General features: G+C 38.4%; 26 protein-coding genes, 1 other RNA gene and 2 pseudogenes. 3 read left to right on the forward strand and 26 right to left on the reverse strand.

Annotation, left to right across the window (positions count from 1 at the left end; genetic code table 11):
- Positions 1-26 precede the first annotated feature (26 nt).
- From CGC63_RS08425 to CGC63_RS08435, 3 genes are read right to left on the reverse strand one after another with little or no spacing between them, the layout of a single operon-like run.
- Positions 27-464 carry an aspartate carbamoyltransferase regulatory subunit gene (locus CGC63_RS08425; protein WP_003021168.1) on the reverse strand — a complete coding sequence of 146 codons (438 nt, stop codon included), beginning with the start codon at positions 462-464 and terminating at the stop codon, positions 27-29.
- Entirely contained in the window at positions 458-1384 is a 927-nt protein-coding gene (gene pyrB, locus CGC63_RS08430) for an aspartate carbamoyltransferase (protein ID WP_009246140.1), read from the reverse strand. Before pyrB ends, CGC63_RS08425 begins: the two co-directional genes overlap by 7 nt.
- Positions 1385-1404: 20 nt before the next feature.
- Entirely contained in the window at positions 1405-1824 is a 420-nt protein-coding gene (locus CGC63_RS08435; RefSeq protein ID WP_003021165.1) for a putative ABC transporter permease, read from the reverse strand.
- 145 nt (positions 1825-1969) lie between these two features.
- Between CGC63_RS08435 and CGC63_RS08440 the strand changes: the two genes are divergently transcribed.
- Positions 1970-3103 carry a bifunctional chorismate mutase/prephenate dehydratase gene (locus CGC63_RS08440; RefSeq protein WP_003021163.1) on the forward strand — a complete coding sequence of 378 codons (1134 nt, stop codon included), beginning with the start codon at positions 1970-1972 and terminating at the stop codon, positions 3101-3103.
- Between the two features lie 13 nt (positions 3104-3116).
- On the forward strand, positions 3117-4427 hold the full coding sequence (locus CGC63_RS08445; protein ID WP_003021161.1) for an ATP-binding protein: 1311 nt from the start codon (positions 3117-3119) through the stop codon (positions 4425-4427).
- A gap of 89 nt (positions 4428-4516) precedes the next feature.
- Here CGC63_RS08445 and CGC63_RS08450 read toward each other — a convergent pair whose 3' ends face one another.
- Both CGC63_RS08450 and CGC63_RS08455 read right to left on the reverse strand, forming a co-directional pair.
- Positions 4517-4786 (reverse strand): hypothetical protein, encoded by a 270-nt coding sequence (locus tag CGC63_RS08450; protein ID WP_003021159.1) that lies wholly within the window; start codon positions 4784-4786, stop codon positions 4517-4519.
- 81 nt (positions 4787-4867) lie between these two features.
- On the reverse strand, positions 4868-5197 hold the full coding sequence (locus CGC63_RS08455) for a hypothetical protein (RefSeq protein WP_003021157.1): 330 nt from the start codon (positions 5195-5197) through the stop codon (positions 4868-4870).
- A 220-nt stretch (positions 5198-5417) separates the two neighbouring features.
- Here CGC63_RS08455 and lexA point away from each other — a divergent pair, with 220 nt between their 5' ends.
- Positions 5418-6044 (forward strand): transcriptional repressor LexA, encoded by a 627-nt coding sequence (lexA, locus tag CGC63_RS08460; RefSeq protein WP_003021155.1) that lies wholly within the window; start codon positions 5418-5420, stop codon positions 6042-6044.
- Positions 6045-6077: 33 nt separating this feature from the next.
- On the opposite strand, the pseudogene CGC63_RS08465 reads toward lexA, so the two are convergent.
- The 21 genes and pseudogenes from CGC63_RS08465 to rpoD form a co-directional block, all read right to left on the reverse strand.
- Positions 6078-6530 (reverse strand): annotated as a pseudogene (locus tag CGC63_RS08465) (GNAT family N-acetyltransferase).
- An 83-nt stretch (positions 6531-6613) separates the two neighbouring features.
- The gene (gene rsfS, locus CGC63_RS08470) at positions 6614-6964 is read right to left on the reverse strand and encodes a ribosome silencing factor (RefSeq protein ID WP_003021151.1); all 351 of its coding nucleotides are present in this window, start codon (positions 6962-6964) and stop codon (positions 6614-6616) included.
- Positions 6954-7565: a bis(5'-nucleosyl)-tetraphosphatase (symmetrical) YqeK gene (gene yqeK, locus CGC63_RS08475; protein WP_003021149.1), complete on the reverse strand. Its 612-nt coding sequence runs from the start codon at positions 7563-7565 to the stop codon at positions 6954-6956. Before yqeK ends, rsfS begins: the two co-directional genes overlap by 11 nt.
- Positions 7555-8193: a nicotinate-nucleotide adenylyltransferase gene (gene nadD / locus CGC63_RS08480; RefSeq protein ID WP_003021147.1), complete on the reverse strand. Its 639-nt coding sequence runs from the start codon at positions 8191-8193 to the stop codon at positions 7555-7557. The genes yqeK and nadD overlap by 11 nt, the downstream gene beginning before the upstream one ends.
- 26 nt (positions 8194-8219) lie before the next feature.
- Complete coding sequence (gene yhbY / locus CGC63_RS08485) at positions 8220-8510, reverse strand: ribosome assembly RNA-binding protein YhbY (RefSeq protein WP_003021144.1); 291 nt, start codon at positions 8508-8510, stop codon at positions 8220-8222.
- Positions 8511-8528: 18 nt separating this feature from the next.
- Complete coding sequence (gene obgE, locus CGC63_RS08490; RefSeq protein ID WP_003021142.1) at positions 8529-9821, reverse strand: GTPase ObgE; 1293 nt, start codon at positions 9819-9821, stop codon at positions 8529-8531.
- Between the two features lie 75 nt (positions 9822-9896).
- A complete protein-coding gene (gene rpmA / locus CGC63_RS08495; protein ID WP_003021139.1) occupies positions 9897-10187 on the reverse strand; it encodes a 50S ribosomal protein L27 in 291 nt (96 codons plus the stop codon).
- 4 nt (positions 10188-10191) lie between these two features.
- Entirely contained in the window at positions 10192-10518 is a 327-nt protein-coding gene (locus CGC63_RS08500) for a ribosomal-processing cysteine protease Prp (protein WP_003021137.1), read from the reverse strand.
- Positions 10519-10523: 5 nt separating this feature from the next.
- A complete protein-coding gene (gene rplU / locus CGC63_RS08505) occupies positions 10524-10829 on the reverse strand; it encodes a 50S ribosomal protein L21 (protein WP_003021135.1) in 306 nt (101 codons plus the stop codon).
- A 139-nt stretch (positions 10830-10968) separates the two neighbouring features.
- A complete protein-coding gene (locus CGC63_RS08510; protein ID WP_003021133.1) occupies positions 10969-11931 on the reverse strand; it encodes a CPBP family intramembrane glutamic endopeptidase in 963 nt (320 codons plus the stop codon).
- Positions 11909-12403 carry an NUDIX hydrolase gene (locus tag CGC63_RS08515; RefSeq protein WP_009246151.1) on the reverse strand — a complete coding sequence of 165 codons (495 nt, stop codon included), beginning with the start codon at positions 12401-12403 and terminating at the stop codon, positions 11909-11911. Before CGC63_RS08515 ends, CGC63_RS08510 begins: the two co-directional genes overlap by 23 nt.
- Before the next feature lie 16 nt (positions 12404-12419).
- A complete protein-coding gene (locus CGC63_RS08520) occupies positions 12420-13622 on the reverse strand; it encodes a ribonuclease E/G (protein WP_003021130.1) in 1203 nt (400 codons plus the stop codon).
- A complete protein-coding gene (locus tag CGC63_RS08525) occupies positions 13606-14313 on the reverse strand; it encodes a TIGR03936 family radical SAM-associated protein (RefSeq protein WP_009246152.1) in 708 nt (235 codons plus the stop codon). Before CGC63_RS08525 ends, CGC63_RS08520 begins: the two co-directional genes overlap by 17 nt.
- A complete protein-coding gene (locus CGC63_RS08530; protein WP_040351133.1) occupies positions 14303-16162 on the reverse strand; it encodes a TIGR03960 family B12-binding radical SAM protein in 1860 nt (619 codons plus the stop codon). The genes CGC63_RS08525 and CGC63_RS08530 overlap by 11 nt, the downstream gene beginning before the upstream one ends.
- Before the next feature lie 1138 nt (positions 16163-17300).
- A pseudogene (locus CGC63_RS16065) lies at positions 17301-17525 on the reverse strand (IS5/IS1182 family transposase); the annotation flags it as partial.
- Between the two features lie 157 nt (positions 17526-17682).
- Positions 17683-18027, reverse strand: a complete 345-nt coding sequence (locus tag CGC63_RS08540) for a DUF6465 family protein (protein WP_003021119.1) — start codon at positions 18025-18027, stop codon at positions 17683-17685.
- Positions 18028-18172: 145 nt separating this feature from the next.
- Positions 18173-18522, reverse strand: an RNA gene (gene rnpB / locus CGC63_RS08545) — RNase P RNA component class A.
- A 48-nt stretch (positions 18523-18570) separates the two neighbouring features.
- Positions 18571-20238, reverse strand: coding sequence for a nucleoside kinase (locus tag CGC63_RS08550; RefSeq protein WP_040351132.1), 1668 nt, complete (start codon positions 20236-20238; stop codon positions 18571-18573).
- 179 nt (positions 20239-20417) lie between these two features.
- A complete protein-coding gene (locus tag CGC63_RS08555; RefSeq protein WP_003021115.1) occupies positions 20418-21203 on the reverse strand; it encodes a Nif3-like dinuclear metal center hexameric protein in 786 nt (261 codons plus the stop codon).
- On the reverse strand, positions 21193-21897 hold the full coding sequence (locus CGC63_RS08560) for a tRNA (adenine(22)-N(1))-methyltransferase (protein ID WP_040351131.1): 705 nt from the start codon (positions 21895-21897) through the stop codon (positions 21193-21195). Before CGC63_RS08560 ends, CGC63_RS08555 begins: the two co-directional genes overlap by 11 nt.
- Positions 21898-21908: 11 nt before the next feature.
- Positions 21909-23033, reverse strand: coding sequence for an RNA polymerase sigma factor RpoD (gene rpoD / locus CGC63_RS08565; RefSeq protein WP_009246158.1), 1125 nt, complete (start codon positions 23031-23033; stop codon positions 21909-21911).
- Between the last annotated feature and the right edge of the window lie 43 nt (positions 23034-23076).

Genomic DNA, 23076 nt, shown 5'->3' on the forward strand with positions numbered 1-23076 from the left:
TGCATCCAGATGACTGCCGGCAAACTTTATTTATTTCTGTTTCCCCTGTACTTTTCTTCACAATATTTGCAACGATATATTTCCTTTTCCGGATCTGCCAGAATAAATACATGATCCAGCTCCTGCTCAATAGAAGTAATACAACGTGGGTTTTTACAGCGAATTACATTCCGGATTTCTTTTGGGAGAGAAAGGTCTTTCTTCTCTACAATTTCTCCGTCTTTAATAATATTTACCGTAATATTATGGTCGATAAATCCCAGAATATCTAAATTTAATGAGTCAATGGGACATTCTACTTTAATAATGTCCTTGCGTCCCATTTTATCACTTCTGGCATTTTTAATAATTGCCACACAGCAGTCCAGCTTATCCAACTTTAAGTCATGATAAATTGTCATGCTTTTTCCTGCTTTAATATGGTCTAAAACCACACCTTCACTTAAACGGCCTACATTTAACATAAGTCTACCCCCAATCCTAACAAGCTTAAAATCAATGCCATTCTTACATAAACACCGTACTGTACCTGTTTGAAATAAGCTGCTCTTGGGTCTGCATCTACTTCTACGGAAATTTCATTTACTCTTGGCAATGGATGAAGCACCAGCATATCCTCTCTTGCCAGCGCCATTTTCGCTTTATCTAAGATATAGAAATCTTTCATTCGTACATAATCTTCTTCGTTGAAGAAACGTTCTCTCTGCACACGTGTCATATACAGAAGGTCAAGACTCGGCATTGCCTCTTCCAAACGCTCTACTTCAATAAACTCATGACCGCTGGCTTTTAAAACGTCTTCACGAATATAATCCGGAATACGAAGCTCTTCCGGAGAAATCAAAACAAATTTTACACCCTCGTAGCGTACCAGCGCTTCAATTAAAGAATGTACTGTTCTTCCGAACTTTAAGTCTCCGCAAAGACCAATGGTAATATTGTCCAGTCTTCCTTTTAAAGAACGGATTGTAAGTAAATCTGTAAGTGTCTGTGTAGGATGCTGATGTCCTCCGTCACCTGCGTTGATAACAGGAATTTCAGATGCCATAGACGCAACTAACGGCGCACCTTCTTTTGGATGACGCATAGCACAGATATCTGCATAGCAGGACACAGTACGCACAGTATCTGCCACACTTTCGCCCTTTGCGGCAGAGCTCGAGTTTGCGCTGGAAAATCCTAAAACTTTTCCTCCCAGACGCATCATGGCAGACTCAAAACTTAAACGTGTTCTTGTACTTGGTTCATAAAACAAGGTTGCTAAGATTTTCCCATCACATTTATGGGCATATTTCTCTGGATTTTTTTCAATATCGTTAGCAAGGTCTAAAACCTTCGCCAATTCCTCTACGGACAAATCCAACGGACTCATTAAGTGTCTCATAGATTACCTCCTATGTGTTCTCAAGCTTTATCATCACGTACTATCATATAACAGTTACCTCTGCATTTCAAGAATTTTTCATAGATTATTCCAACCAAAAACCATACCGGCGCATAGTCCAGCCGAATAACGCCTTTATACTGAAAAGGACTGCTGCTGTAATCCCACGGACACATATTATAATGCTTTAAAAACATGCCAGAAAGATACTCCACCGTAAAAATTCCCGTCATGTAAATACTGCCTCGCAAGACCAACGGCAAATCCTGTATTTTCTTTGAAACAGGTCCGATACACGCCGCCATTCCGTATATGGGAAACATCCATAAAGAGGAATAGCCGGTAAGCTTCCAATTTTCACTGCCCAGAGCATGCAGACCTGTCCAGAAAATTTCCATTCCCCATCCCAATACTCCGCATTTCAAAAAATCACCCTTCATACTCGTTTTCTCCTTGCATTTACTTTCCTTATATTATGGAATGGAAATGCCATTTTTATACAAAAAACTTGCACAGTTTAAATTGGCGGTGTATCATAGTGCACATAGACTATGGATTTAGAAAGGATTTAGAAAGGATTTCTATATGATGCCGGATTTACAGGATTTAAGAAAAGAAATAGATGCTATTGATAATCAAATGACTTCCCTGTTCGAAAAAAGGATGGAAATTGCCGAACAGGTAGCACGATTTAAAATTGAAAATGAAAAACCGGTTTTTGACCGTACCAGAGAATTAGAAAAATTAAAATCAGTCTCTCAAAAAACGCACAGTAATTTTAACCGCTGCGGCATTCAGGAGCTATATCAGCAGATTATGTCCATCAGCAGAAAACGCCAATATCAGCTTCTTCAGGAACACGGAATATCTCAAAAAAGCCTTTTTACTCCTGTGGATAACTTGGAAAAAGAAAATGTAACAGTTGTGTTTCAAGGAGTGGAAGGCGCATACAGTCATGCTGCCATGTGTCGTTTCTTTGGCAATTCTATTCAAAGCTACCATGTAGACACATGGAAAGATGCTATGGAAGAAATTAAACACGGCCGTGCACGCTATGCCGTACTGCCTATTGAGAACTCAACTGCCGGAATTGTACAGGACAATTATGATTTACTTACCGCTTACGACCATGTTATCGTAGGAGAACAGATTATCCCATGCCAGCATGTTCTTGCGGGTATACCGGGAAGCACTCTTTCCGACATTCAGCATGTATATTCTCACCCGCAAGCTTTAATGCAGTGTCGGGAATTTCTGGACAGCAACGAAAATTGGTGTACCCATGATTTTAGTAATACTGCTGCCGCAGCAAAAAAAGTCGCATTGGAAAAGGATAAAACACAGGCAGCTATTGCAAGCCCTTATGCTGCTGAATATTTTGGACTTTCTGTTTTAAAAGAAGGTATTTTCTCTAATCCGGAAAATTCTACCCGTTTCATTATTGTTACAAAGGATAAAATATACCAAAAAGCTGCCCATAAAATCAGCGTCAGCTATGAACTGCCTCACGAAAGCGGAAGTCTGTATAACAGCCTGTCCCATTTTATTTACAATGGTTTAAACATGACCAAAATTGAGTCTCGACCTATTGCCAACCGTAACTGGGAATACCGTTTTTTCGTAGATTTTGAAGGAAATTTAAGCGACAGCGCTGTTAAAAATGCTTTATGCGGTCTGAGCTTTGAAGTACAAAACCTCCGTATACACGGAAATTATTGAAAGGAGCTGCCCTATGTTTCACATTGATGAATGTATCTTATACAGAAACTTTCCTCACGGAGATATTTTAAAGGATATGACAGATGCCCTGTCTATCTGCTGTAAAGAACCGGAAGCGCCGGAAAAATCAAAACCTCTTTTTTACAGCTGCATGAACCGTTTAGTGGAAATGGCAAATGACTATGGTTTTCGAGGAGATTTATGGAACCATTACCTTACCTGGCTTTTAGTCAATCACGAAAATGCTTTCAGCGTTTCCTGTGAAATAACAGGACTGACACATAGTCCTTCCTTAAATGCTCTGGCTCTCCATGACTTTGCGATTTTTAAGGATTTATTTCATCTGGATTTTTCTGCTTTTGAAAGCTTTTACGGAACGTCCTCCTGCTGTAATTTAATCAGTAATTACCAAACAGAACATCAGAGAGGATTATATGTAAATGAACGCATTTCCGGTCGGCTTTCTGCTTTGAGCAGCCTTTTGGAAAATTCTGCTTCTCCGGAAGAATTTATGGAACATATTGTTGATTTTTATAAGGATTTCGGAGTAGGTAAATTAGGACTTCACAAAGCCTTTCGTCTGGAGCATAAAAATCCTGCTCAGACAACAGAAATCATTCCGATTACCAGAGTTGCCCATGTAAAATTGGATGATTTAGTCGGATACGAATTAGAAAAGAAAAAGCTGACGGATAATACAGAAGCTTTTCTGGCAGGAAAGCCCGCCAATAACTGTCTCCTCTTCGGTGATGCAGGAACCGGAAAGTCTACCTGCATTAAAGCAATTCTAAACCAATATTATGAAAAGGGACTTCGTATTATCGAGGTATATAAGCATCAGTTTCAGGATTTAAATGATGTAATTGCTCAAATTAAAAATCGAAATTATAAATTTATTATCTATATGGATGACCTGTCCTTCGAGGATTTTGAAATCGAATACAAATACTTAAAGGCCGTTATCGAAGGCGGATTAGAGAAAAAGCCTAACAATGTGTTGATTTATGCCACCTCAAACCGTAGACATCTCATTCGAGAAAGCTTTCGTGATAAAAATGAACGTGACGATGATTTACACACCAATGATACCGTACAGGAAAAACTGTCCTTGGTTTCACGCTTTGGTATTACTATTTATTTTGGCTCACCGGAGAAAAAAGAATTTCAGAATATTGTGCTTGCTCTGGCTAAGCGAAATGAAATCAATATGCCGGAAGATGAAATCTTGGCAAAAGCGAATATTTGGGAATTGCAGCATGGCGGTCTTTCCGGACGAACTGCGCAGCAGTTTATCGACTATTTAAAAGGAACCTTATATTCTTAAAACCATTTATAAAAGAAATTGTGGCAGAAAATAGGTATATCTCATTAATACTTGCTTTTCTGCCACAATTTTTATCTTAACGTTATTTTCTATAAGAAGCTGCCCCATTTATTCCGTTCTTTTAAAAGCTCCTGTGTAATATGTATTTCCTTGTTATCTACGTCTCTTGCATCATATTTATGTTCCCGAAACATACTCATGAAAAAAGTCATAAATAACAGATAAGCCACATAACCTGCCCATATCCAAAAATTTGTCTGCAAGGCATTGAAAGAAGGCAGAATACAAATTGATATAGGAAATACAACTGCCACTGCAATAAGGCACATCTTTATTATTCGGAGTTTCTTTGTTTTCATGCTAATCACGCTCCTTTTTCAGATAACACGGGTTTCTTGCTGATTTCATTATAACATTACAAGAAGCGTTACTTTTCTTTTTTATTTTATCTCAGATGAATAATATGGAATACACAAATATGCACCTTCATAAATCAAGTCTTCTGTTAAATGATTGATTTCTTTTACTTCTTTAATATAATCTTCCACGGACGCATATTCTTCAGACATATATTCTTCTGCTATCTCCCATAGACTGCTTCTCGGTTCAATTTCCACGCTGGTATAATATTTGTGGCGAATAGAATTGGGCGTTCCTGCATTTGCTGTATTTGATGTCTGAAATAAAAGAAATATAAGAAATCCGATTATAAAAACTGCAATAAAAAATCCTTTTATTCCTACTTTCTCTTTTCCTATTCTTCTATTCATAATATAATCCTCCTAATCCGTAATGATTGCGAACATTTGTTTGTTGTGAGCTTATAATACTACAAGAACATACGTTTGTCAACACTTTTCTCGAACAAATATTCGATAAATTATCGAACACGCATTCCGAATATTTGTTTGCATTATCAAAAAATATGTGGTATGATGATTACAGAATAATACATTTTTTTCTTCAAAATGTATTCTGGAGGTAGAACGTATGGAATATGGAAAGATTACTCAAAAACAATCTGAAATTTTAGAATATATGAAAAATGAAATTTTAAACCGAGGATTTCCCCCTTCTGTAAGAGAAATTTGTGAAGCAGTTCATTTAAAGTCTACTTCATCTGTACATTCTCATTTAGAAACTCTGGAAAAAAACGGTTATATCCGCAGAGACCCTACCAAACCAAGGGCTATTGAAATTGTAGATGATAACTTTAATCTGGTACGCCGTGAGACAGTAAACGTTCCGATTATCGGAAAGGTTTCTGCCGGTCAGCCGCTTTTGGCAGTGGAAAACATTGATGGATATTTTCCCATCCCTTCTGAGTATATGCCAAATAACAAAACTTTCATGTTGGTTGTTCAGGGAGACAGTATGATTAACGCCGGTATTTTTAACGGCGATTATGTGATTGTGGAACAGCAGCAAACTGCAGAAAACGGACAAAAAGTAGTAGCCCTTGTGGAAGACTCTGCCACTGTAAAAACCTTTTATAAAGAAGATGGGCATATCCGACTGCAACCGGAAAATGATACTATGGAACCTATTATCGTGGAACAAGATCAGTTTTTCCAGATTTTAGGAAAAGTCATTGGTGTTTTTCGCTTTATGCGTTAAATCCCAAAGTAAGTTCTTCCAAAAGCGAAGAACTTACTTTTTCTTTTCCATAATATAATTTGTCAATGCAATTCCTTTTCGAAAAACCTGCTGTTCTTTTAGCATAACATAGCCTCTTTTTTCAAAAAAGGGCTTTGCTGTAATGGACGCATGTGTCACAATTTCTGTGGTTGCTACTGCATTTTCCAGTTTTTCACAAAGCGCAGTAGCTATCCCTTTTCCCTGAGCATCCTTATGCACATAAAGTCTGTCCAGATATCCGGTCTTATCAATATCTCCGAAGCCTACAATTTTATTTCCTTCTACTGCCACAAAGCTTTCATGTGCCAAAAGAGAAGTATTCCATTGCTGTATATTCACTTCTCCTGTTGCCCATACATCTAATTGTTCTTTTGTATAATCTTTTCAATTCACATTATGAACCGTGTCATAAAAAAGCTTTGCCAACTCTTCACAGTCTTTTTCCTGATATTTTCGAATTATCACATTTATCATTTTGTTCCTCCATAAGAAAACAGAACAGCAAAATGATAAAACTCATCCTGACTGTTCTGCTTCATTCACTGTACTTAATTTAATTCTTCTCTTTCTAAAATTTCTCCGTCTCTCCAAATACGTTCCAAATCATAGAATAATCGATTTTCTTCATCAAAAATGTGAATAACAACATCTCTGTAATCCATTAAAATCCAGTTAGCATTCTGATAACCTTCTAACTGTTTCGGTTCTACTCCTGCTTTTCCCAGCATTTCATTCACATTATCAGCCATTGCCTGTACCTGATTGCGGTTCATTCCGCTTGCAACGATGAAGTAATCTGCCAGTGAAGATACATTTTCAATATTGATAATCTTAATGTCCTGTGCTTTTTTATCTTCCATAGCTTCACAGGCTATACGTGCGATTTCTTTACTGTTCATGCTTGTCCAATCCTTTCTGTTTTTTTCCAAGATGCAGTGTTTCATAATAATAAAAAGCCTTCTGCGTTGCCGGGTCTATTACTTTTGTATTTCTCTCCAGATAATTCAAACTATCCTTTAAAATATAATACATACATTCATCTAAATCCATAAACGCTATTTTTCTCACCCATGACAAATGCGGCGCTTTATCTCTGCCCGGTTCAATGTAATCGGCAATATACACAATTTTTTCCAAGGTTGTCATGTTCTCTTTTCCCGTTGTATGCCAGCGAATAGCAGAAAGCACTTCATCATCTGATACCTTGTACTGCTCTTTGGCAATATGTGCTCCCAGCTTTGCATGAATTAAAAATGTATTCTGCTTTTCAGATGGTGAAAGTTCTATCCCATTTTTCATACAAAGCTTCATCTTTTTCTTATTGGAAATACATTTTGCACAATCATGAAGAAGACCGGCAATCTGAGCCTGTTCCATATCTGCTCCATGTGCCATAGCCAGCGCAGACGCTGTATACATAACACCCAGCGTATGAAGCAAACGGTCTTTGTCCAAATATTTCTTCAGTTTTTTTTCAATTTCGGCAAAATCATATTTCATCTTTATCACAATCCTTATATATATTATTTTCTCTGATGTAAGCGGCAACCTCATCAGGTACATAATAAATAATGGGGTTTCCCTCAACAATTCGAGCACGAAGCTCTTTCGAAGCAATATCTATGGTAGGGGAATTCATTTTTTCAATTCTGCCATGATATTTCTCTTCCAAAAAGGAAATTCTGTTGTTTAAACGCTCATGGCTTGTATGGTCTCGAGTTGCCACGAGAACCGTACATGCTTGTAAAATCCTTCCGGGCTCTTTCCATTCTTCAAAATCATACAAAGAGTCCGCTCCCAGAATAAAATAATAATCTGTATCCGGATTTTGCTTCTTTAATTCCTCCAGCGTTTTGTAAGTATAGGTATAAGTGGTTTTGTCCATTTCCACCAAGGATAGTCCAAAATGAGGATTTGATGCAATGGCTCTTTTTACCATTTCCACCCGCTGCTGATTGCTGGCTCCATCTTTACGGTTCTTCTTATGAGGCGGATTACCGGCCGGCATAAATAATACTTTATCTAGCTGAAACTGCTCATAAGCAATTTCTCCTAAAATCAAATGCCCTATATGAATAGGATCAAATGTCCCTCCCATAATTCCGATTTTTTTCCTGTTCTCCCACATAACCAACCCTCTTTTAATATTCTTTTTTATGGAAGGAAAATTTTCTTTTTATTATCTTTTCCTTCTTTATATAAAACAATTTTCTTGCCAATAACCTGTACAACCTGAGAACGTGTACGCTCTGCCAAAACTGCTGCAATTTCCTTCGGGTCATCCATACAATTCTGGAGTACACTGATTTTTATCAGCTCTCTTGCTTCTAAAGCCTCTGCCACTGCTGCTGTATTTTCCGGTGTCAGGCTGGATTTTCCAATCTGAAAAATCGGTTCCATTGTCATAGCAAGACCTTTTAAATAAGCTCTTTGTTTGCTTGTCATTTTTCTCTCCTGTTTCTATTACTTATAGTAATCAAAGTCAAAACCGTACATCCGAACAGTATCGCCTTCTTCAATACCTGCTTTTTCAAGATCCTCCAAAATTCCGCTTTCTTTCAGGAATTTCTGGAAGAATAAAAATCCCTTTTCGGAATCCAGATTTGTATAACCAAGCATTTTTTCAATCTTCGGTCCTTCGATAATGAATACATGCTCGTCATCTTCGTCACGGGCAACTGTATATGGCAGATTTTCTGTAATCAACACATCTTCCGGGAAGAATTCCTGTTCAAAAATAACCGGTTCTTTATCAATGGTATCTAACAACTGTTTAACATAATACAAAAGTTCTTTTAAACCTTTTCCGCTTACAGCAGATATTGCAAAAACTTTCATACCCTGAGGCTCAAATTCATCACGGATTTTCTGTACCGGGTCTTCGTCTCCTTCATATACGGCATCAATTTTGTTAGCCGCAATTACCTGAGGACGTTTCATAAGCTCAGGATCATAAGCTTCTAATTCTTTGTTTATTTTATATATATCATCAATAGGGTCTCTGCCTTCCGTAGACGCAGCGTCTACCAGATGGATTAATACCCTTGTTCTTTCAATATGACGTAAAAACTGATGTCCCAATCCGACACCCTCAGAAGCGCCTTCAATCAATCCCGGAATATCTGCAATGACAAAGCCGTTACAATCATCCAAATCTACAACGCCCAAATGTGGATTTAAGGTTGTAAAATGATAGTTGGCAATCTGTGGTCTTGCATTACTTACTCTGGAAAGCAACGTGGATTTTCCTACATTAGGAAAACCAATCAGACCTACATCAGCAATAACCTTCAGCTCTAGCTGTACTTCCAGCTCCTGTGCCGGCTGTCCCGGCTGAGCATATTTAGGCACCTGCATGGTTGCTGTTGCATAATGCTGGTTTCCTTTTCCACCGCGTCCGCCTCTTAATACAACCTGTCTTGTATTTGTTCCGGACATATCTGCGATTACTTTTCCGCTTTCTGCTTCTTTAATTACCGTACCCTCCGGTACTTTTAACACAATATCTTTTCCGTTTGCACCATGACATCTTTTTTTACCGCCTTCTTCACCATTTCCTGCGGCATATTTACTTTTATGACGATAATCAGTCAGTGCATTCATGCCTTTATCTACTTCAAATATAACGTCTCCGCCCTTACCGCCGTCGCCGCCGTCAGGACCGCCGTTTGGCACATAAAGCTCTCTGCGGAAGCTTACGTGTCCGTCGCCGCCTTTTCCGGAGCGGATATAAATTTTCGCTCTGTCTGCAAACATATTTACCTCTTTCTTTATTGAAAAAAAGTGGCTTCAAACCCGTTAAAGATTTGAAGCCGCCCTTGTTATCGTGAATTACTCTTCAGTAGCTACTGGAAAAACAGAAACCTGTTTTTTATCTCTGCCTTTTCTTTCAAAACGTACAACACCATCTACTAATGCAAATAATGTGTCGTCACCGCCTCTACCTACGTTTACGCCTGGATGAATTTTTGTTCCACGCTGTCTGTAAAGGATATTTCCAGCTTTTACAAACTGTCCGTCAGCTCTTTTAGCGCCAAGTCTTTTAGACTCGGAATCACGTCCGTTCTTTGTAGAACCAACACCTTTTTTATGAGCGAATAACTGAAGGTTCATTTTTAACATGTCTTTACACCTCCTCGAATATTACATCGATATATTCCATGTATTCTTCTTCTATCCCCTGCAAACCGAGGATAAGCGAATTCAACAACAATTCTGTCTCATGGGAATAGCCGGCATCTATCTTAAAGTACAATTCACCCAAATCCTCATTTACATCTACGGTAAACGTATCCTCGGTAAACTGTTCAATAGAATTTACTGCATTCTGCGCAAGCACAGATGCTGCTGCACACACAATGTCACTGCCGCTTTCGGCATAACCTGCATGTCCCTGCATGGCAAATCCTGAAATTCTCTGTTCTGAATTCTGATAAATCGTCACTCTAATCATATTGATTAAGCATTGATTTTTTCGATTTTAACTTTAGTAAACTGCTGTCTGTGACCGTTTTTCTTGTGGTATCCGGTTTTTCTCTTATATTTGTAAACGATAACTTTTTTTGCTTTACCGTTTTCAATTACAGATGCAGTTACATTTGCATTAGCTACGTCTTCGCCAACTTTTAAACCATCGTTGCTTACAGCAAGTACCTGGTCAAATGTAACAGTTTCACCAGCTTCTGCTCCAAGCTTTTCTACTCTGATAACATCGCCTTCGGCTACTTTGTACTGTTTACCACCTGTTGCAATAATTGCGTACATATGGCACCTCCTATTATCATTACTCGCCAAATATGGTGGCTTGTTTCCAAGCGCTTAAACCTCTTTGTGCGGCATACGCTAATATCATAACAGCTATTTCCCCATTCGTCAATAACTATTTTAAATTTTTTCAACGTATCTACATGATAGAAAAGAAAGCATTCGCATCAAAAAACAATCCGTACAGAAAAATCATCATACCCAGAATAATAGGCAGCACAGTCAACACAACAAGACTGATTAACACACCATTGGATTTTATATACTGCTGTTCCTTTCCCTGCTCTCCTTTTCGAAGCAAATAACCTGCCGTGTAAAAGCCAAAAGGTGCCACCCATGCCATTGCCAGATAAATTCCTAAAAAGGCAACCGGAATTCCCTGCTGCGCGAGCAGCTCCGATGCAGCCTCGGTCTGCGGACTGTTTCCGGAAAGACTGAGCAAAAAAGACGGCAAAAAGTTATTGGTAAAATGAAAGAGTGCCGGATAAAACATATTTTCTGTTTCCAACATAATATAGGCCAAAATGCCGCCCAAAATCGCAGTTGGAAGAAATCTCCATATACTTCCGTGAAACAGTCCAAATATAATCCCCATCAGTACAGACAAAAACCATTTGTTCTTCCACTTGCTTTGGAAGCTTTTTAAAATAAACCCTCTGTGGAGAGCTTCTTCACAAACAGCGGGCATAACACTGCTGATAAAAACAGATAAAATAAGCGGCACACTATAAATAACCTCATTAAGTCCTTCACTGACTGCAAACATCTGCTTTGGGAAAAAGTACGCCATAAACATGGTAACAGGTATCATAAGGGCATAAGAGCTTACCCACATCAGCAATACCCCAAGTGTCTTTTTCCATTTTGGTCTTTTCAATGGAAATATTTCCTTTAACGGTATTTTTAACAATTTCACTGCAAATATACTCAGGAACAGAAGATATAACTCTGTCAATGCCAGTCCGTACATTCCCCATTTCATCTGTGCCCATGCAATAATTGTATAAAAGGACAGCATTACAATTCCCAAAAGCACTGCTCCATGCCACGGCTTCAGCTTTTTTCTGTTCTTATTCTCATCAGAACTCCAGTTTTTCTCCATCTAAAACCGCCTCTCTTAATTCATCATCCTGATATACCAGTTTCAAGGAAAAGAATTGTCTTTCTTCCTGTAACAGGCGGAAAAAGATTTTATCACCTTCCCAAAGCTTCAGGGAAAAAATATCTTTTTTGTTCACCCATTCTAAATTTCCTTCCGAACACGAAATCAATTCCCCTTCATATCCATTCGCTGTATAAAGGCACATGTACTCCGTATCTGTTTCTCTTCCCTGAGAAGAAAACGTAAAGGTAATAAGCCCGCGAAATCGGTAAGAGGTTAAAGTCAAACCGGTTTCTTCCTTTACCTCACGCAAAAGACAATCCTCCGGACTTTCTCCTTTTTCAAAATGTCCTCCTACGCCAATCCATTTATCTTTGTTAATATCATTCTTTTTTAACACTCTGTGGAGCATGAGATACTTCTCATCTTTTTCAATATAACACAGCGTTGTCAATTTTGATTTTGTTTCCACAGGCACCTCCTGTTCCTCACAAAAGCTCCTTTAATTCTTCTGCAAGAGATTTTCTCACTTTTTTCCTTGTAACTTCTACAATATTTAGTTCTGTCATATCCACCACAGTTCCCTTTATTGAGTCCTGCCATAGATATTTTTGAAGCGTCTGCATAAGCTCTTCTTTATCTTCCGCTCTTTCCAGATTGATGAAATCGATTAAAATAATTCCTGATAAGTTTCGAAGTCTTAGCTGCCATGCAATTTCCTTTGCCGCTTCTAAGTTAATTTTGCGAAAGGTTTCCTGCATATCTTTCTTTGATGTGCACTTTCCGGTATTTACATCAATACATACAAAAGCTTCCGTTTGCTGGATTACCAAAAAACCGCCTGATTTCAGCCATACTCTTTCGTTCTGCGCCTGCTCAAATGCTTTTTGCAGATTATACAGCTTATACAACGGCAACAGCTTGTCCTCATAATAGCGCACAATTTTTTCCTGCTGCTTATAGCCTTTTAAATATTGTACCGCACACTCATATAGTTCTTGCTTATCCGTTACAATTTCTTCCAAATCCTGACTGTACAAATTCTGTAAAATCTGCACATACTCCGGCATACTTTTTTCCAGAACAGAAAAACACACTCTGCTTTTGCCTTTTTGCAATACAGCTTCATAGCGTTTCATCAGTTCTTCCAGCTCGTGCAGAATTTCCTCTTCCTGTGCATCTCTGCAGTTGGTTCTGACAATAATCCCTACGTTTTCAGGTATTTTGTCCTTGAGAATTTCCCGAATTTGCTTCTTTTCTTCTTTTTTTAATTTACCGGAAAAGCCCAGTTCTTTTCTTTCTGAAGTCAATACCAGATACCGCCCCGTAAAGTTCAAATTACTGCTTACATAAGGAAGCTTGCTCTTTATTCCTTCTTTGGATACCTGAACAATCATTTCGTCGCCGATTTTCAGTACATTATTTTTCTTTACATTTACAAAGCAGGGGGAAGCTTTTTCTGCCATAGAATAATAGCACATTATCCCATTTTCGATTTCAATAAATGCTGCCTGAATATTTTTTTGAATGTTTTTCACTTTTCCTATATAAATATTCCCCAGAATACTGTCTGAATTTAAACTCATGGGATTAAGCTGGCAAATGCGTCCTTCCTTCTCTAACGCAGCTACTAATATAGGGGTGTTCCTATAATTCATTTCAGTCAGTATCAGCTTACTCAATTTCTTCACCTAAATCTTCCAAAGAAATAAGATTTCTGTATTCCTCTGTTCCCTTATCCGCATAGACCTCTGCTCTGTGAATTGTAAAGCAAAAGCTGTCAAACTCCTGTCCCAGAAAAGCCAGAAATGCCTCCATTACCAGCTCCGGTTTTGTATTTTTTACGCTTCCGGCTGCAAGCTTCAGAAAAATACGACTTTCTTCCAAACGCATCTCATAAATATATGGTCTGATATCTACTTCTTTTTCGTTTTTCTTGGTTTTCTTTACAATAAGGATTTCAGACTGTCGGACAAAATCCTCAATCTTATTTTTCCAATCTGTTTCCGGTTCCATTCCTTCCCGAAACTCTACATAATAATCCGCAGCAGCTACTAATGCCATGGCAGCATTAGCTTTTCCGTCCGGAATTTTTCGGAAGCTTTTTACTTCCATTCCCTCTACCATTACTTCATTTAATCTTTTTACTGCTTCTTTTCCTGAAATCGGCATATTAATTTCCATATCAAAATATTCTGCCGTACTGGTCACGCCAACTCCCAAAGGCGCTGCAAAAGACATAATCATATGAGGACTAAAACCTTCGGAATATGCCACATCAATACCCGCCCTTTTGATTGCTTTTTGAAAGTACCGCATAATATCCAAATGTCCGATAAATTTCATTGCCCCTTCTTTGGCAAATTTTACTCTAACCTTCAATGCAAATTCCTCCTTTATATTTTCCCGCACCACAGCCGGAGCACTGCATTTTACAATTTGGTGTCACAACCTCCTGCTGCGCTTTCTTCCATTCATTTTCCAAAAATCTTCTTGTAACTCCGATAGAAATGAAATCCCATGGAAAAATTTCGTCTAAAGGACGTTCTCTTAATGTATAAAATTCAGGGTTAATTCCTGCTTCCTCAAATGCTTCCATCCATAAATCATATCGGAAATATTCTGACCACGCATCAAAAATAGCGCCTTTTTTATAAGTTGCCTCTAATACATCTGCCACTCGCCTGTCGCCTCGTGCTAAAATGCCCTCCAGCACTGTCACATCTGCTTCGTGGTAATTGTATTTAATGCTCTTTTGATTTAACTGTGCCTTAATTTCCTCTTTTACAATCTTTGCCTTATCCAGATAATCTTCCTTGCGGAACATACTTGCCCACTGGAACGGAGTAAACGGCTTTGGTACAAAGAAGGATGTGCTGACTACAATCTGACATTTTCCATGTCTCTGTTCTTTTGGAATTTCATAATATCTCTTGGCGATTGCCTCTGCCAGATGTGCAATCCCCTTCATATCCTCTTCTGTTTCCGTAGGCAGTCCCAGCATAAAGTACAATTTTACTCTTGTCCAACCGCCTTCAAAGGCTTTTCCCGCACCTTCTAGGATAACTTCTTCTGTCAGACCTTTGTTAATTACATCACGCAGTCTCTGAGAACCCGCCTCAGGCGCAAATGTCAGACTGCTTTTCTTAATATCCTGCACTTTACTCATAACGTCCAGAGAGAAAGCGTCGATACGCAAAGACGGTAAAGAAATATTTACTTTTCTCTGAGAACATTCTTCAATTAGGTAATCAATCAGCTCCGGAAGCTTGGAATAATCACTGGAGCTTAATGAGCTCAGTGAAATCTCTTCATGTCCGGTGCTCTCCAGCATCGCCTTTGCTGTTTCCTTTAACACCTCTACGTCTTTTTCTCTTGTAGGGCGATACAGCATGCCTGCCTGACAAAAACGGCAGCCACGGATACAGCCTCTCTGAATTTCAAGAGTCACTCTGTCCTGTGTCGCCTTAATAAACGGAACTACGGGCTTTGTAGGATAATAAGTATTCGTTACATCCATAACAACCTGTTTTTCTATTTTCTCTTTTGCGTGAGAATTATTTGGCTTGAAAGAATCAATGGTACCGTCCTCATGATATTCTACATCATAAAAAGCAGGCACATAAATCCCCGGAATTTCCGCTGCTCTTTCTAAAAATTCTTTTTTGCTTTTTCCTGCTTTTCTATATGTTTTATATTCATCTAAAAGCTGGTTGAAAACAGTCTCACCCTCTCCGATATAAAACATATCAAAAAATGGCGCTAAAGGTTCCGGATTGTATGAACAAGGTCCTCCTCCCATTACCAGAGGATATTCTTCACCCCTGTCCTCGGCACGTAACGGCATCTGCGCCAAATCCAGAATTTGAAGCACGTTGGTGTAACACATCTCGTACTGTAAAGTAATCCCCAGAAAATCAAAATCTTTGATGTTGTCCTGTGACTCTAACGCAAATAACGGAATTTGCTTTTCTCTCATAATGGCATCTAAATCCGGCCATGGAGAGTAGACACGCTCACACCAAGTATCTTCTCTTTTGTTGAACATATCATAGAGGATTTGAATTCCAAGATGACTCATTCCGATTTCATATACATCCGGAAAGCACATGGCGAAACGGATATCCACCTCATTTTTGTTTTTCATCACCGAGTTCACTTCGTTCCCGATATACCGGGCCGGCTTCTCGATTTTTAGTAATATTTCATCATTTAAAGCTAGTTTTCTCATATTTCTCCTTTCGTTTTTGTTTAATATATACAAAAAAGTAATCTTCTTTTCTTTTTCGATTTTCACGAAAAATAGCTGTTTTTTTATGATTTTCAGGGACGCTTTTCAGTATGAAAAATGCTGTTTTTCACCTGATTTTTGCCCTTGCGTAGCAAATTTACTTTTTTTCTACTGTGCAGCACTATGCATAATTATACACCATTTTCATGGTCTTGCATAAAATACATAGCACTGCATAACATAATTTGATACTATAAATCACCTATTTTATAATTAAATTCTTAAAAATTTTGTCCTGCTTTTTCTAGCATTTAATACCCTATATGAGAATATGATATTGTTTGATATGAAGCAGCAGAAAACATTCTGAAACAGCATGTTAGCCCATTATATTATATGCTTTTTGCGGAAGGAGTTCAAGCAAATTCTGGTTCATCTTCTCCAAGTTTTTCAAACAACTGCATATTTTCCTTTTTTCGAATTTCTAATTCTTGAAAAATTCTGAATATTTTAGCCCTAAAATTTCACCCTTGCGTAAACCTACAAACAAAGCCAGTAAAATCTCTAAATAAACAGAATGGTATTCATACGCCGCTTGAAGCAATGTCCGTATCTGCTTTTTAGAATATCCTTCGGTGTATTTGGAATAATGATTTTATAAATCGTCCATCAATACCCCACTTTAATAGAACTGTCTGTATTATTCCATATAAAGTACCTATTTGGTAGGTGCTTATATGCTTTCTTTTGCCATAAAGCACCGTAACATAATTGATTTGTGTGTGTCAATACCTGCATCTATGTTTGTAAACATGGTTTAGTTTCCTTCATCTAACTAATGGACGAAGGAAGACTTGGGAATACGATAAATATTTCCAACCACCCATCATAAATGTTAAACTGTTTTTTCCCAGAGTCAAAAAATGTCAATGCCCGTAAAACGCCCTTATATTTTTCACTATCCAGACAAATTTCATATTCTCCCCAAAATATGTTTTGCTGTAGACTAGATTTTTGATGGTCCGTTTTTTGCTTTGCATATTATATTCTACGTAGGATAATCCTGCTTTCACATTTGCTTTAATCTCCTGTTCCACCATTTCTTGAAAACAAAAACCACCAAGACAAGAAAAAATATCATGTAAGAGTAGAGTACAATCTTCAGAAGTGTTCTTGGCGATACAGAATTTATTCTTTTATAAGTAGAATACAGGTCAGTCAAATCCATAGCCTCCACAAACTGACTTAGTAATCGCACAGAATCATTATCCGGAATGATTGTTTCAAGATTTAACGGAAGTTTAAGTTGATATCCGTCTGAATTTTTCGTATAATCTTTTTGTAATAATTTAGTTAGTCGCATAACTTAATTTTACACCAACTGCCGGATTCTTTCGAGGTCTGGCAGTTATTTTTTTGCACTAGAAAAGGAGCTACGCACTAATTACTTAGTGCGACAGCCCCTTTTCCGTAAAGACTGTTATTTCACAGCCCCTTTCTTTTTCCATTTATTTTTTGACTTACAGAAGAATTTTATTTCCGCCTTCTGCAACTTCTCCATTCACTACATAATAAGCCGCAGCTTCTTCCGGTTTTACATAAATCTGAATTTCTGTAATATCACTTTCTTTTTTATCTGTTTCTTCTGTCCAAGCTTTTTTCACTGCTGCTTTGATTTCATTTATATCATATTCCTGACTTGCATACTGTACAAATACAGTTTCTGCCACTTCTTTTTTTACTGCACCTTTTTTTGTAGCTGCTTTCTTTGTTGTTTTTGTTGCCTTTTCTGTTACTTTTTCTGTCTTCGCCGGAGTAGTCTTTGTTGTTGCTTCTGTTACACTTTTTGTATTTGTTCTTTTCATAAGTGTTATCCTCCTTTTTCCTCTGTCTTGTCATGACGCCTTTTATCATATACCTTTTTGGAAAATATTTCAATATCTTAAAAAAATTAGGAGCTATGATTTCACAGACAAGCACATCTGCAAAATCATAGCTCCTTTTCATAAAATAACAAGCAAAACGATAAGCCGGGTTATGTCGTGAATAATCATCTATCCAGTCCTGCTGTCGCCAGCAGGCTCAAGCGACCCACCTGAAAACGTGACGGGCAGCCACATGGTTTTCTGTTCGGTCTTGCTTCGGATGGGGTTTACATGTGCCCTTTCTGTTACCAGAAAGGCGGTAGTCTCTTACACTGCCCTTCCACCCTTACCGGAATATTCCGGCGGTACATTTCTGTTGCACTGTCCTTAGAGTCACCTCCACCAGACGTTATCTGGCATCCTGCCCTGTGAAGCCCGGACTTTCCTCACCTGACCCCTTTCGGTTCTGTCAGCCGCGATTATTTGTTCTACTTGTTACGCATGGCATATTCTATCATAAGAGCGGTGAAAATGCAAACAAATTTACACATCAAAGCATCCATTTCCTACAAATTCCCGCAAAATAGAATTGCTCGGAATACTTTCACTTGGCACTCCCAGAAAAAAATCCAAAAATTTCAGCAGACGTTTTGCTTCTGCGTATTCCGGTTCTTCCTTTGTAATCGAAAACAACAGTGGTTCTGCATAAAGTTTTAAAACTGCCAATTCGTAAATCAAAGCAGAATTAAACATCACATCTGCCGACTCCTGATAAGGAAAAATATTTTCTTCTTCCCCACGTCTTACCGAGTTCCACATTCCTATGGTTGCTTTTGCAGATGCTCCTCTGGTTCTAGCATCACGGACAATCCGGCGTATCAGTCTTCCGTCTGTGGTAGGAATACGGTTGTGCTCATCAATATTTAACTGGGTAAGTGCGCTGATGTAGATTTTAAATTTACTTTCAGAAGGCAAGCTGCTGCTTAATCTATCATTTAAACAGTGAATTCCTTCAATAACAAGCACATCTTCTTCTCCCAGTTTTAGGAAATCCCCTTTATACTCTCTGTGTCCTGTCTTGAAATTAAAACGGGGCAGTTCTACTTCCTCGCCTCTTAACAAAACGCTCATATCTTCATTAAACTGTTTCACGTCAATGGCTTCCAGACATTCAAAATTATAATTGCCATTGCTGTCCAAAGGCGTGTCTTCCCTGTTTACAAAATAATTATCAACACCGATAGGATGAGGTTTCATCCCCTGCGCTGACAGCTGTATGGATAAGCGATGGGAAAATGTGGTTTTGCCCGAAGAAGAAGGTCCGGCAATCATAATAAATTTCCGATTTCCGGCTTCCACAATCTTTTTTGCAATCTGAGCTATTTTTGCTTCCTGAAGGGCTTCTGCAATAAGAATAAGATTGCTGGCACCTTCTTTTGTAATCCTTTCATTTAAATCGCCGACAGTATCTGCCTGAATTGCTTCACTCCACTGGGCAGACTCTTTCTGTACCTGAAAAATCTTTGGTCGTGGAACAAAGGGCGGAACTTCTTTCGGATTTTCTCTTTTCGGAAGCTGTAATACCAGTCCGTCATCATAGAGGTATAAATCAAAATATTTCAAATATCCTGTATGATTTACCATAAACCCATAGAAATAGTCTTCATATTCCTCCAGACTGTAAATATTTACTCTGGATACCCTACGAAAACGAAACAGCTTTTCCTTATCATACATTTTATGATTATGGAATAGCTCAATAGCTTCGTCTGTGCCTACACTTCTTTTTAAAATAGGAATTTTGCGTTCCACCAACTCCAGCATATAGGCTTTTACTTTATTTAAGAAATCCTCGTTCAGTACAATATCCCCGTCAATCGTATAATAATACCCGCTGCTGACTGAGTAGTGCATCGTTACCTTCGTTATATTATCGTATCCGGCAACATGATGCAGGGCTTTCAAAAGTAATAAAGAAACACTTCTTCGATAAGTTTCATGCCCTATTTGGTCCTGTGTTGTAATAAATTCAATGGTACCTTCTTTTTTCAGCTTTTTATGAAGCTCACAAAGCTTATTATCTTTCATAAGTAAAACGATGGGATATTCATACTTACTCTGATATTCCTGTGCAATTTTTCCATAAGTGGTTCCGTAAGGATATTCCTTTTGTTCTCCGAGGATGTTTACCTGTATCATTCTGTCACCCATAATATTTCTCCTTTCACCACATCTCTTTGTTAAGCTTCCCCTCAATTTTTGATTTAGATACATATTATTTTACTACAACAGTCTTTATTTTTCTATCATTTTATATATTTTTCATATATTTATTCCTATTATTCAGAAAAAAGAGATTGCCGCATAATGTGGCAACCTCAAAATTAGTTTCAATCAATTATTTTGCATGGGTAAGAAACCGGCATTTTTTCCACTTCTAAATCCGGCAGCATTGCCGTTAACTCTCTTTCCATGTAATCCATGAAAATATATTCTGTCCCGTAATGTCCTGCATCTATAATGCAAATCCCTTGCGCCACTGCATCAATGGAAGAATGATAATCCATATCTCCTGTAACGTATGCCTGCACACCGTTTTTCAATACCTGCTTCATCAGGCTTTTTCCGGAACCGGTACATATAGCAAGCTTTTCTATGATTTTATTTTCATTTCCGTAAATTTGCACAAAAGGAAGATACAGCCGGTCTTTTACAAATTTTCCACACTCTCTTAAAGTCATAGGAGCCGGCAAATCTCCGCACCGCCCTATTCCTTCTTTGCGTGTGTCTTCTTCGTAAGTGACATCTAATACTTCTCTGTGCGAAAGCTGTAAATAGTCTGCACTGAGTTCTGCCATTCCCAACACATCAAAATTCGTGTGCATTGCATAATAACAGATTTTATGCTGTACCATTTTAATAATCCGTCTTCCGATAAAATCATCTGCAGTAATTTTCTTCATTCCCGAAAAAATCAATGGGTGATGGGTAATAATCATATCAGCCCCACATTGAATGGCTGTGTCTATGACCTCATCTGTGGCATCTAATGCAAGAAAAATCTTTTTTGCTTCCCACGAAGCATCTCCCGCAAGAAAGCCGGAATTATCCCATCCCTCTGCAAAGGATACCGGATACTTTTCTTCTATTTTTGCAATAATATCTTTACACTTCATAATATGTAAGAGCCTCTTTTCTATCTTTCCATTCCTTTTCCAACTCGGAAATCCTTGCTTTTGCAGATGGTGTCTGTGAATTTTTCAGTTTTTCCAAAAGCTCCTCTGCTTTTACCTGTTCCCTGTCTAAAAACTCTTTTAAGACGGGATTTCTGTTCTGCAAAAGTTTTTTTCCATAGAGATATTCCGCTTCTGTCTGTTCCTTTGCTTTGCCATGAACAGCTCTCATAATCGGATAGTATTTTCCGTCTTCCAAAATCATTTCCTCATGAGTAATTTCATATCCATTTTCAATGAGAAACCTTCTGAAATGTCCGATTTCGGACTGAGGCTGTAAAACCAGTTCTGTTACTGTTTGCAGAACCTCGTTTCCTTCTGTAAGAATTTTCTCCATAAGGGGACCGCCCATACCGGCAATTACAACGCTCTGAACCTCATTTGGTTTTAAAGCCTTAACGCCGTCAGATAAACGAGTATCTATGTAATTTTCCAGTCCCCATTCCTGAATGTGCTCCTTCGCCCTCATAAGGGGACCTTGATTAATATCCATAGCAATGGCTTTTTCTATTTTCTTTTTCTGCAAAAGATAAATTGGAATATACCCATGGTCGCAGCCCACGTCTGCCAATCGCTTTCCTTCCTGTACAAAGGCTGCAACGTTTTGCAATCTTCTGGAAATCTGTATTTCTTTCATTGTACTCATCCTTAATCCAGATAATCCTTCAGCTTGCGGCTGCGGCTTGGATGACGAAGCTTTCTAAGCGCTTTTGCCTCAATCTGACGGATACGCTCTCTGGTTACGTTAAATTCTTTTCCTACTTCCTCCAGAGTTCTTGCTCTTCCGTCATCTAAACCAAAGCGCAGGCGAAGAACTTTCTGTTCTCTTTCTGTTAATGTGCCTAAAACCTCTACAAGCTGTTCTTTTAATAAGGTAAATGCAGCTGCGTCTGCCGGAACAGGAACATTATCATCCTGAATAAAATCGCCCAAATGGCTGTCCTCTTCCTCACCGATTGGTGTTTCCAAGGATACCGGTTCCTGAGAAATTTTGAGAATTTCACGAACACGCTCTACGGACATATTCATCTCTTCTGCAATTTCCTCCGGATGAGGTTCTCTTCCCAGCTCCTGTAAAAGCTGACGGGATACACGAATAAGCTTGTTAATGGTTTCTACCATGTGAACCGGAATACGAATAGTTCTCGCCTGATCCGCAATAGCTCTTGTAATCGCCTGACGTATCCACCATGTAGCATAGGTAGAAAATTTATATCCTTTACGATAGTCAAATTTCTCAACGGCTTTAATCAATCCCAGGTTACCTTCCTGAATTAAATCCAAAAATAACATACCACGTCCCACATAGCGTTTCGCAATACTTACTACCAGACGAAGGTTTGCCTCTGCAAGGCGTTTTTTCGCACTTTCGTCTCCTTCTTCCATACGCTGAGCAAGTGTAATCTCCTCCTCTGCACTTAAAAGCGGAACTTTACCGATTTCTTTCAGATACATACGAACAGGGTCTTCAATGCTGACCCCCTCCGGAACAGAAAGGTCGATATTTTCCATATCTACTTCGTCTTCCTCGCTGAGGTTTAAATCATCATCGTCACTGATAATTAAGTCGTCCATATCGTTGTCCTGAATTCGCAGGATATCAATTCCGTTTGCTTCCAGAAAATCAAATACTTTATCCATCTGCTCCGGCTCCAGAGGAAAATCCTTAAAGAAATCACTGATTTCCTGATATTCTAATACATTTTTCTTCTTTTTCGCCAGCTCCATAAGCTCTCCGAGCTTTTCGCTGAATTTCGCCATGTTCATTTCCATAAACTGTTCCTTCCTCTCACTTATTCTTCCTTAACAATCGTAT

It is taken from the genome of Blautia hansenii DSM 20583 (assembly GCF_002222595.2).
GTDB lineage: Bacteria > Bacillota > Clostridia > Lachnospirales > Lachnospiraceae > Blautia > Blautia hansenii.

Excerpts from the sequence above, each read along its gene's own strand:
- yhbY (WP_003021144.1), bottom strand. The coding sequence starts at position 8,510 with ATGACAAGCAAACAAAGAGCTTATTTAAAAGGTCTTGCTATGACAATG.
- obgE (WP_003021142.1), bottom strand. The coding sequence starts at position 9,821 with ATGTTTGCAGACAGAGCGAAAATTTATATCCGCTCCGGAAAAGGCGGC.
- CGC63_RS08425 (WP_003021168.1), bottom strand. The coding sequence starts at position 464 with ATGTTAAATGTAGGCCGTTTAAGTGAAGGTGTGGTTTTAGACCATATT.
- CGC63_RS08560 (WP_040351131.1), bottom strand. The coding sequence starts at position 21,897 with ATGAAAGAAATACAGATTTCCAGAAGATTGCAAAACGTTGCAGCCTTT.
- CGC63_RS08435 (WP_003021165.1), bottom strand. The coding sequence starts at position 1,824 with ATGAAGGGTGATTTTTTGAAATGCGGAGTATTGGGATGGGGAATGGAA.
- CGC63_RS08510 (WP_003021133.1), bottom strand. The coding sequence starts at position 11,931 with ATGGAGAAAAACTGGAGTTCTGATGAGAATAAGAACAGAAAAAAGCTG.
- CGC63_RS08530 (WP_040351133.1), bottom strand. The coding sequence starts at position 16,162 with ATGAGAAAACTAGCTTTAAATGATGAAATATTACTAAAAATCGAGAAG.
- CGC63_RS08540 (WP_003021119.1), bottom strand. The coding sequence starts at position 18,027 with ATGAAAAGAACAAATACAAAAAGTGTAACAGAAGCAACAACAAAGACT.
- rplU (WP_003021135.1), bottom strand. The coding sequence starts at position 10,829 with ATGTACGCAATTATTGCAACAGGTGGTAAACAGTACAAAGTAGCCGAA.
- nadD (WP_003021147.1), bottom strand. The coding sequence starts at position 8,193 with ATGTGGGAGAACAGGAAAAAAATCGGAATTATGGGAGGGACATTTGAT.
- CGC63_RS08450 (WP_003021159.1), bottom strand. The coding sequence starts at position 4,786 with ATGAAAACAAAGAAACTCCGAATAATAAAGATGTGCCTTATTGCAGTG.
- lexA (WP_003021155.1), top strand. The coding sequence starts at position 5,418 with ATGGAATATGGAAAGATTACTCAAAAACAATCTGAAATTTTAGAATAT.
- CGC63_RS08550 (WP_040351132.1), bottom strand. The coding sequence starts at position 20,238 with ATGGGTGACAGAATGATACAGGTAAACATCCTCGGAGAACAAAAGGAA.
- CGC63_RS08440 (WP_003021163.1), top strand. The coding sequence starts at position 1,970 with ATGATGCCGGATTTACAGGATTTAAGAAAAGAAATAGATGCTATTGAT.
- CGC63_RS08445 (WP_003021161.1), top strand. The coding sequence starts at position 3,117 with ATGTTTCACATTGATGAATGTATCTTATACAGAAACTTTCCTCACGGA.
- pyrB (WP_009246140.1), bottom strand. The coding sequence starts at position 1,384 with ATGAGACACTTAATGAGTCCGTTGGATTTGTCCGTAGAGGAATTGGCG.
- CGC63_RS08500 (WP_003021137.1), bottom strand. The coding sequence starts at position 10,518 with ATGATTAGAGTGACGATTTATCAGAATTCAGAACAGAGAATTTCAGGA.
- CGC63_RS08455 (WP_003021157.1), bottom strand. The coding sequence starts at position 5,197 with ATGAATAGAAGAATAGGAAAAGAGAAAGTAGGAATAAAAGGATTTTTT.
- rpmA (WP_003021139.1), bottom strand. The coding sequence starts at position 10,187 with ATGTTAAAAATGAACCTTCAGTTATTCGCTCATAAAAAAGGTGTTGGT.
- CGC63_RS08555 (WP_003021115.1), bottom strand. The coding sequence starts at position 21,203 with ATGAAGTGTAAAGATATTATTGCAAAAATAGAAGAAAAGTATCCGGTA.
- yqeK (WP_003021149.1), bottom strand. The coding sequence starts at position 7,565 with ATGAAATATGATTTTGCCGAAATTGAAAAAAAACTGAAGAAATATTTG.
- rsfS (WP_003021151.1), bottom strand. The coding sequence starts at position 6,964 with ATGAACAGTAAAGAAATCGCACGTATAGCCTGTGAAGCTATGGAAGAT.
- rpoD (WP_009246158.1), bottom strand. The coding sequence starts at position 23,033 with ATGGAAATGAACATGGCGAAATTCAGCGAAAAGCTCGGAGAGCTTATG.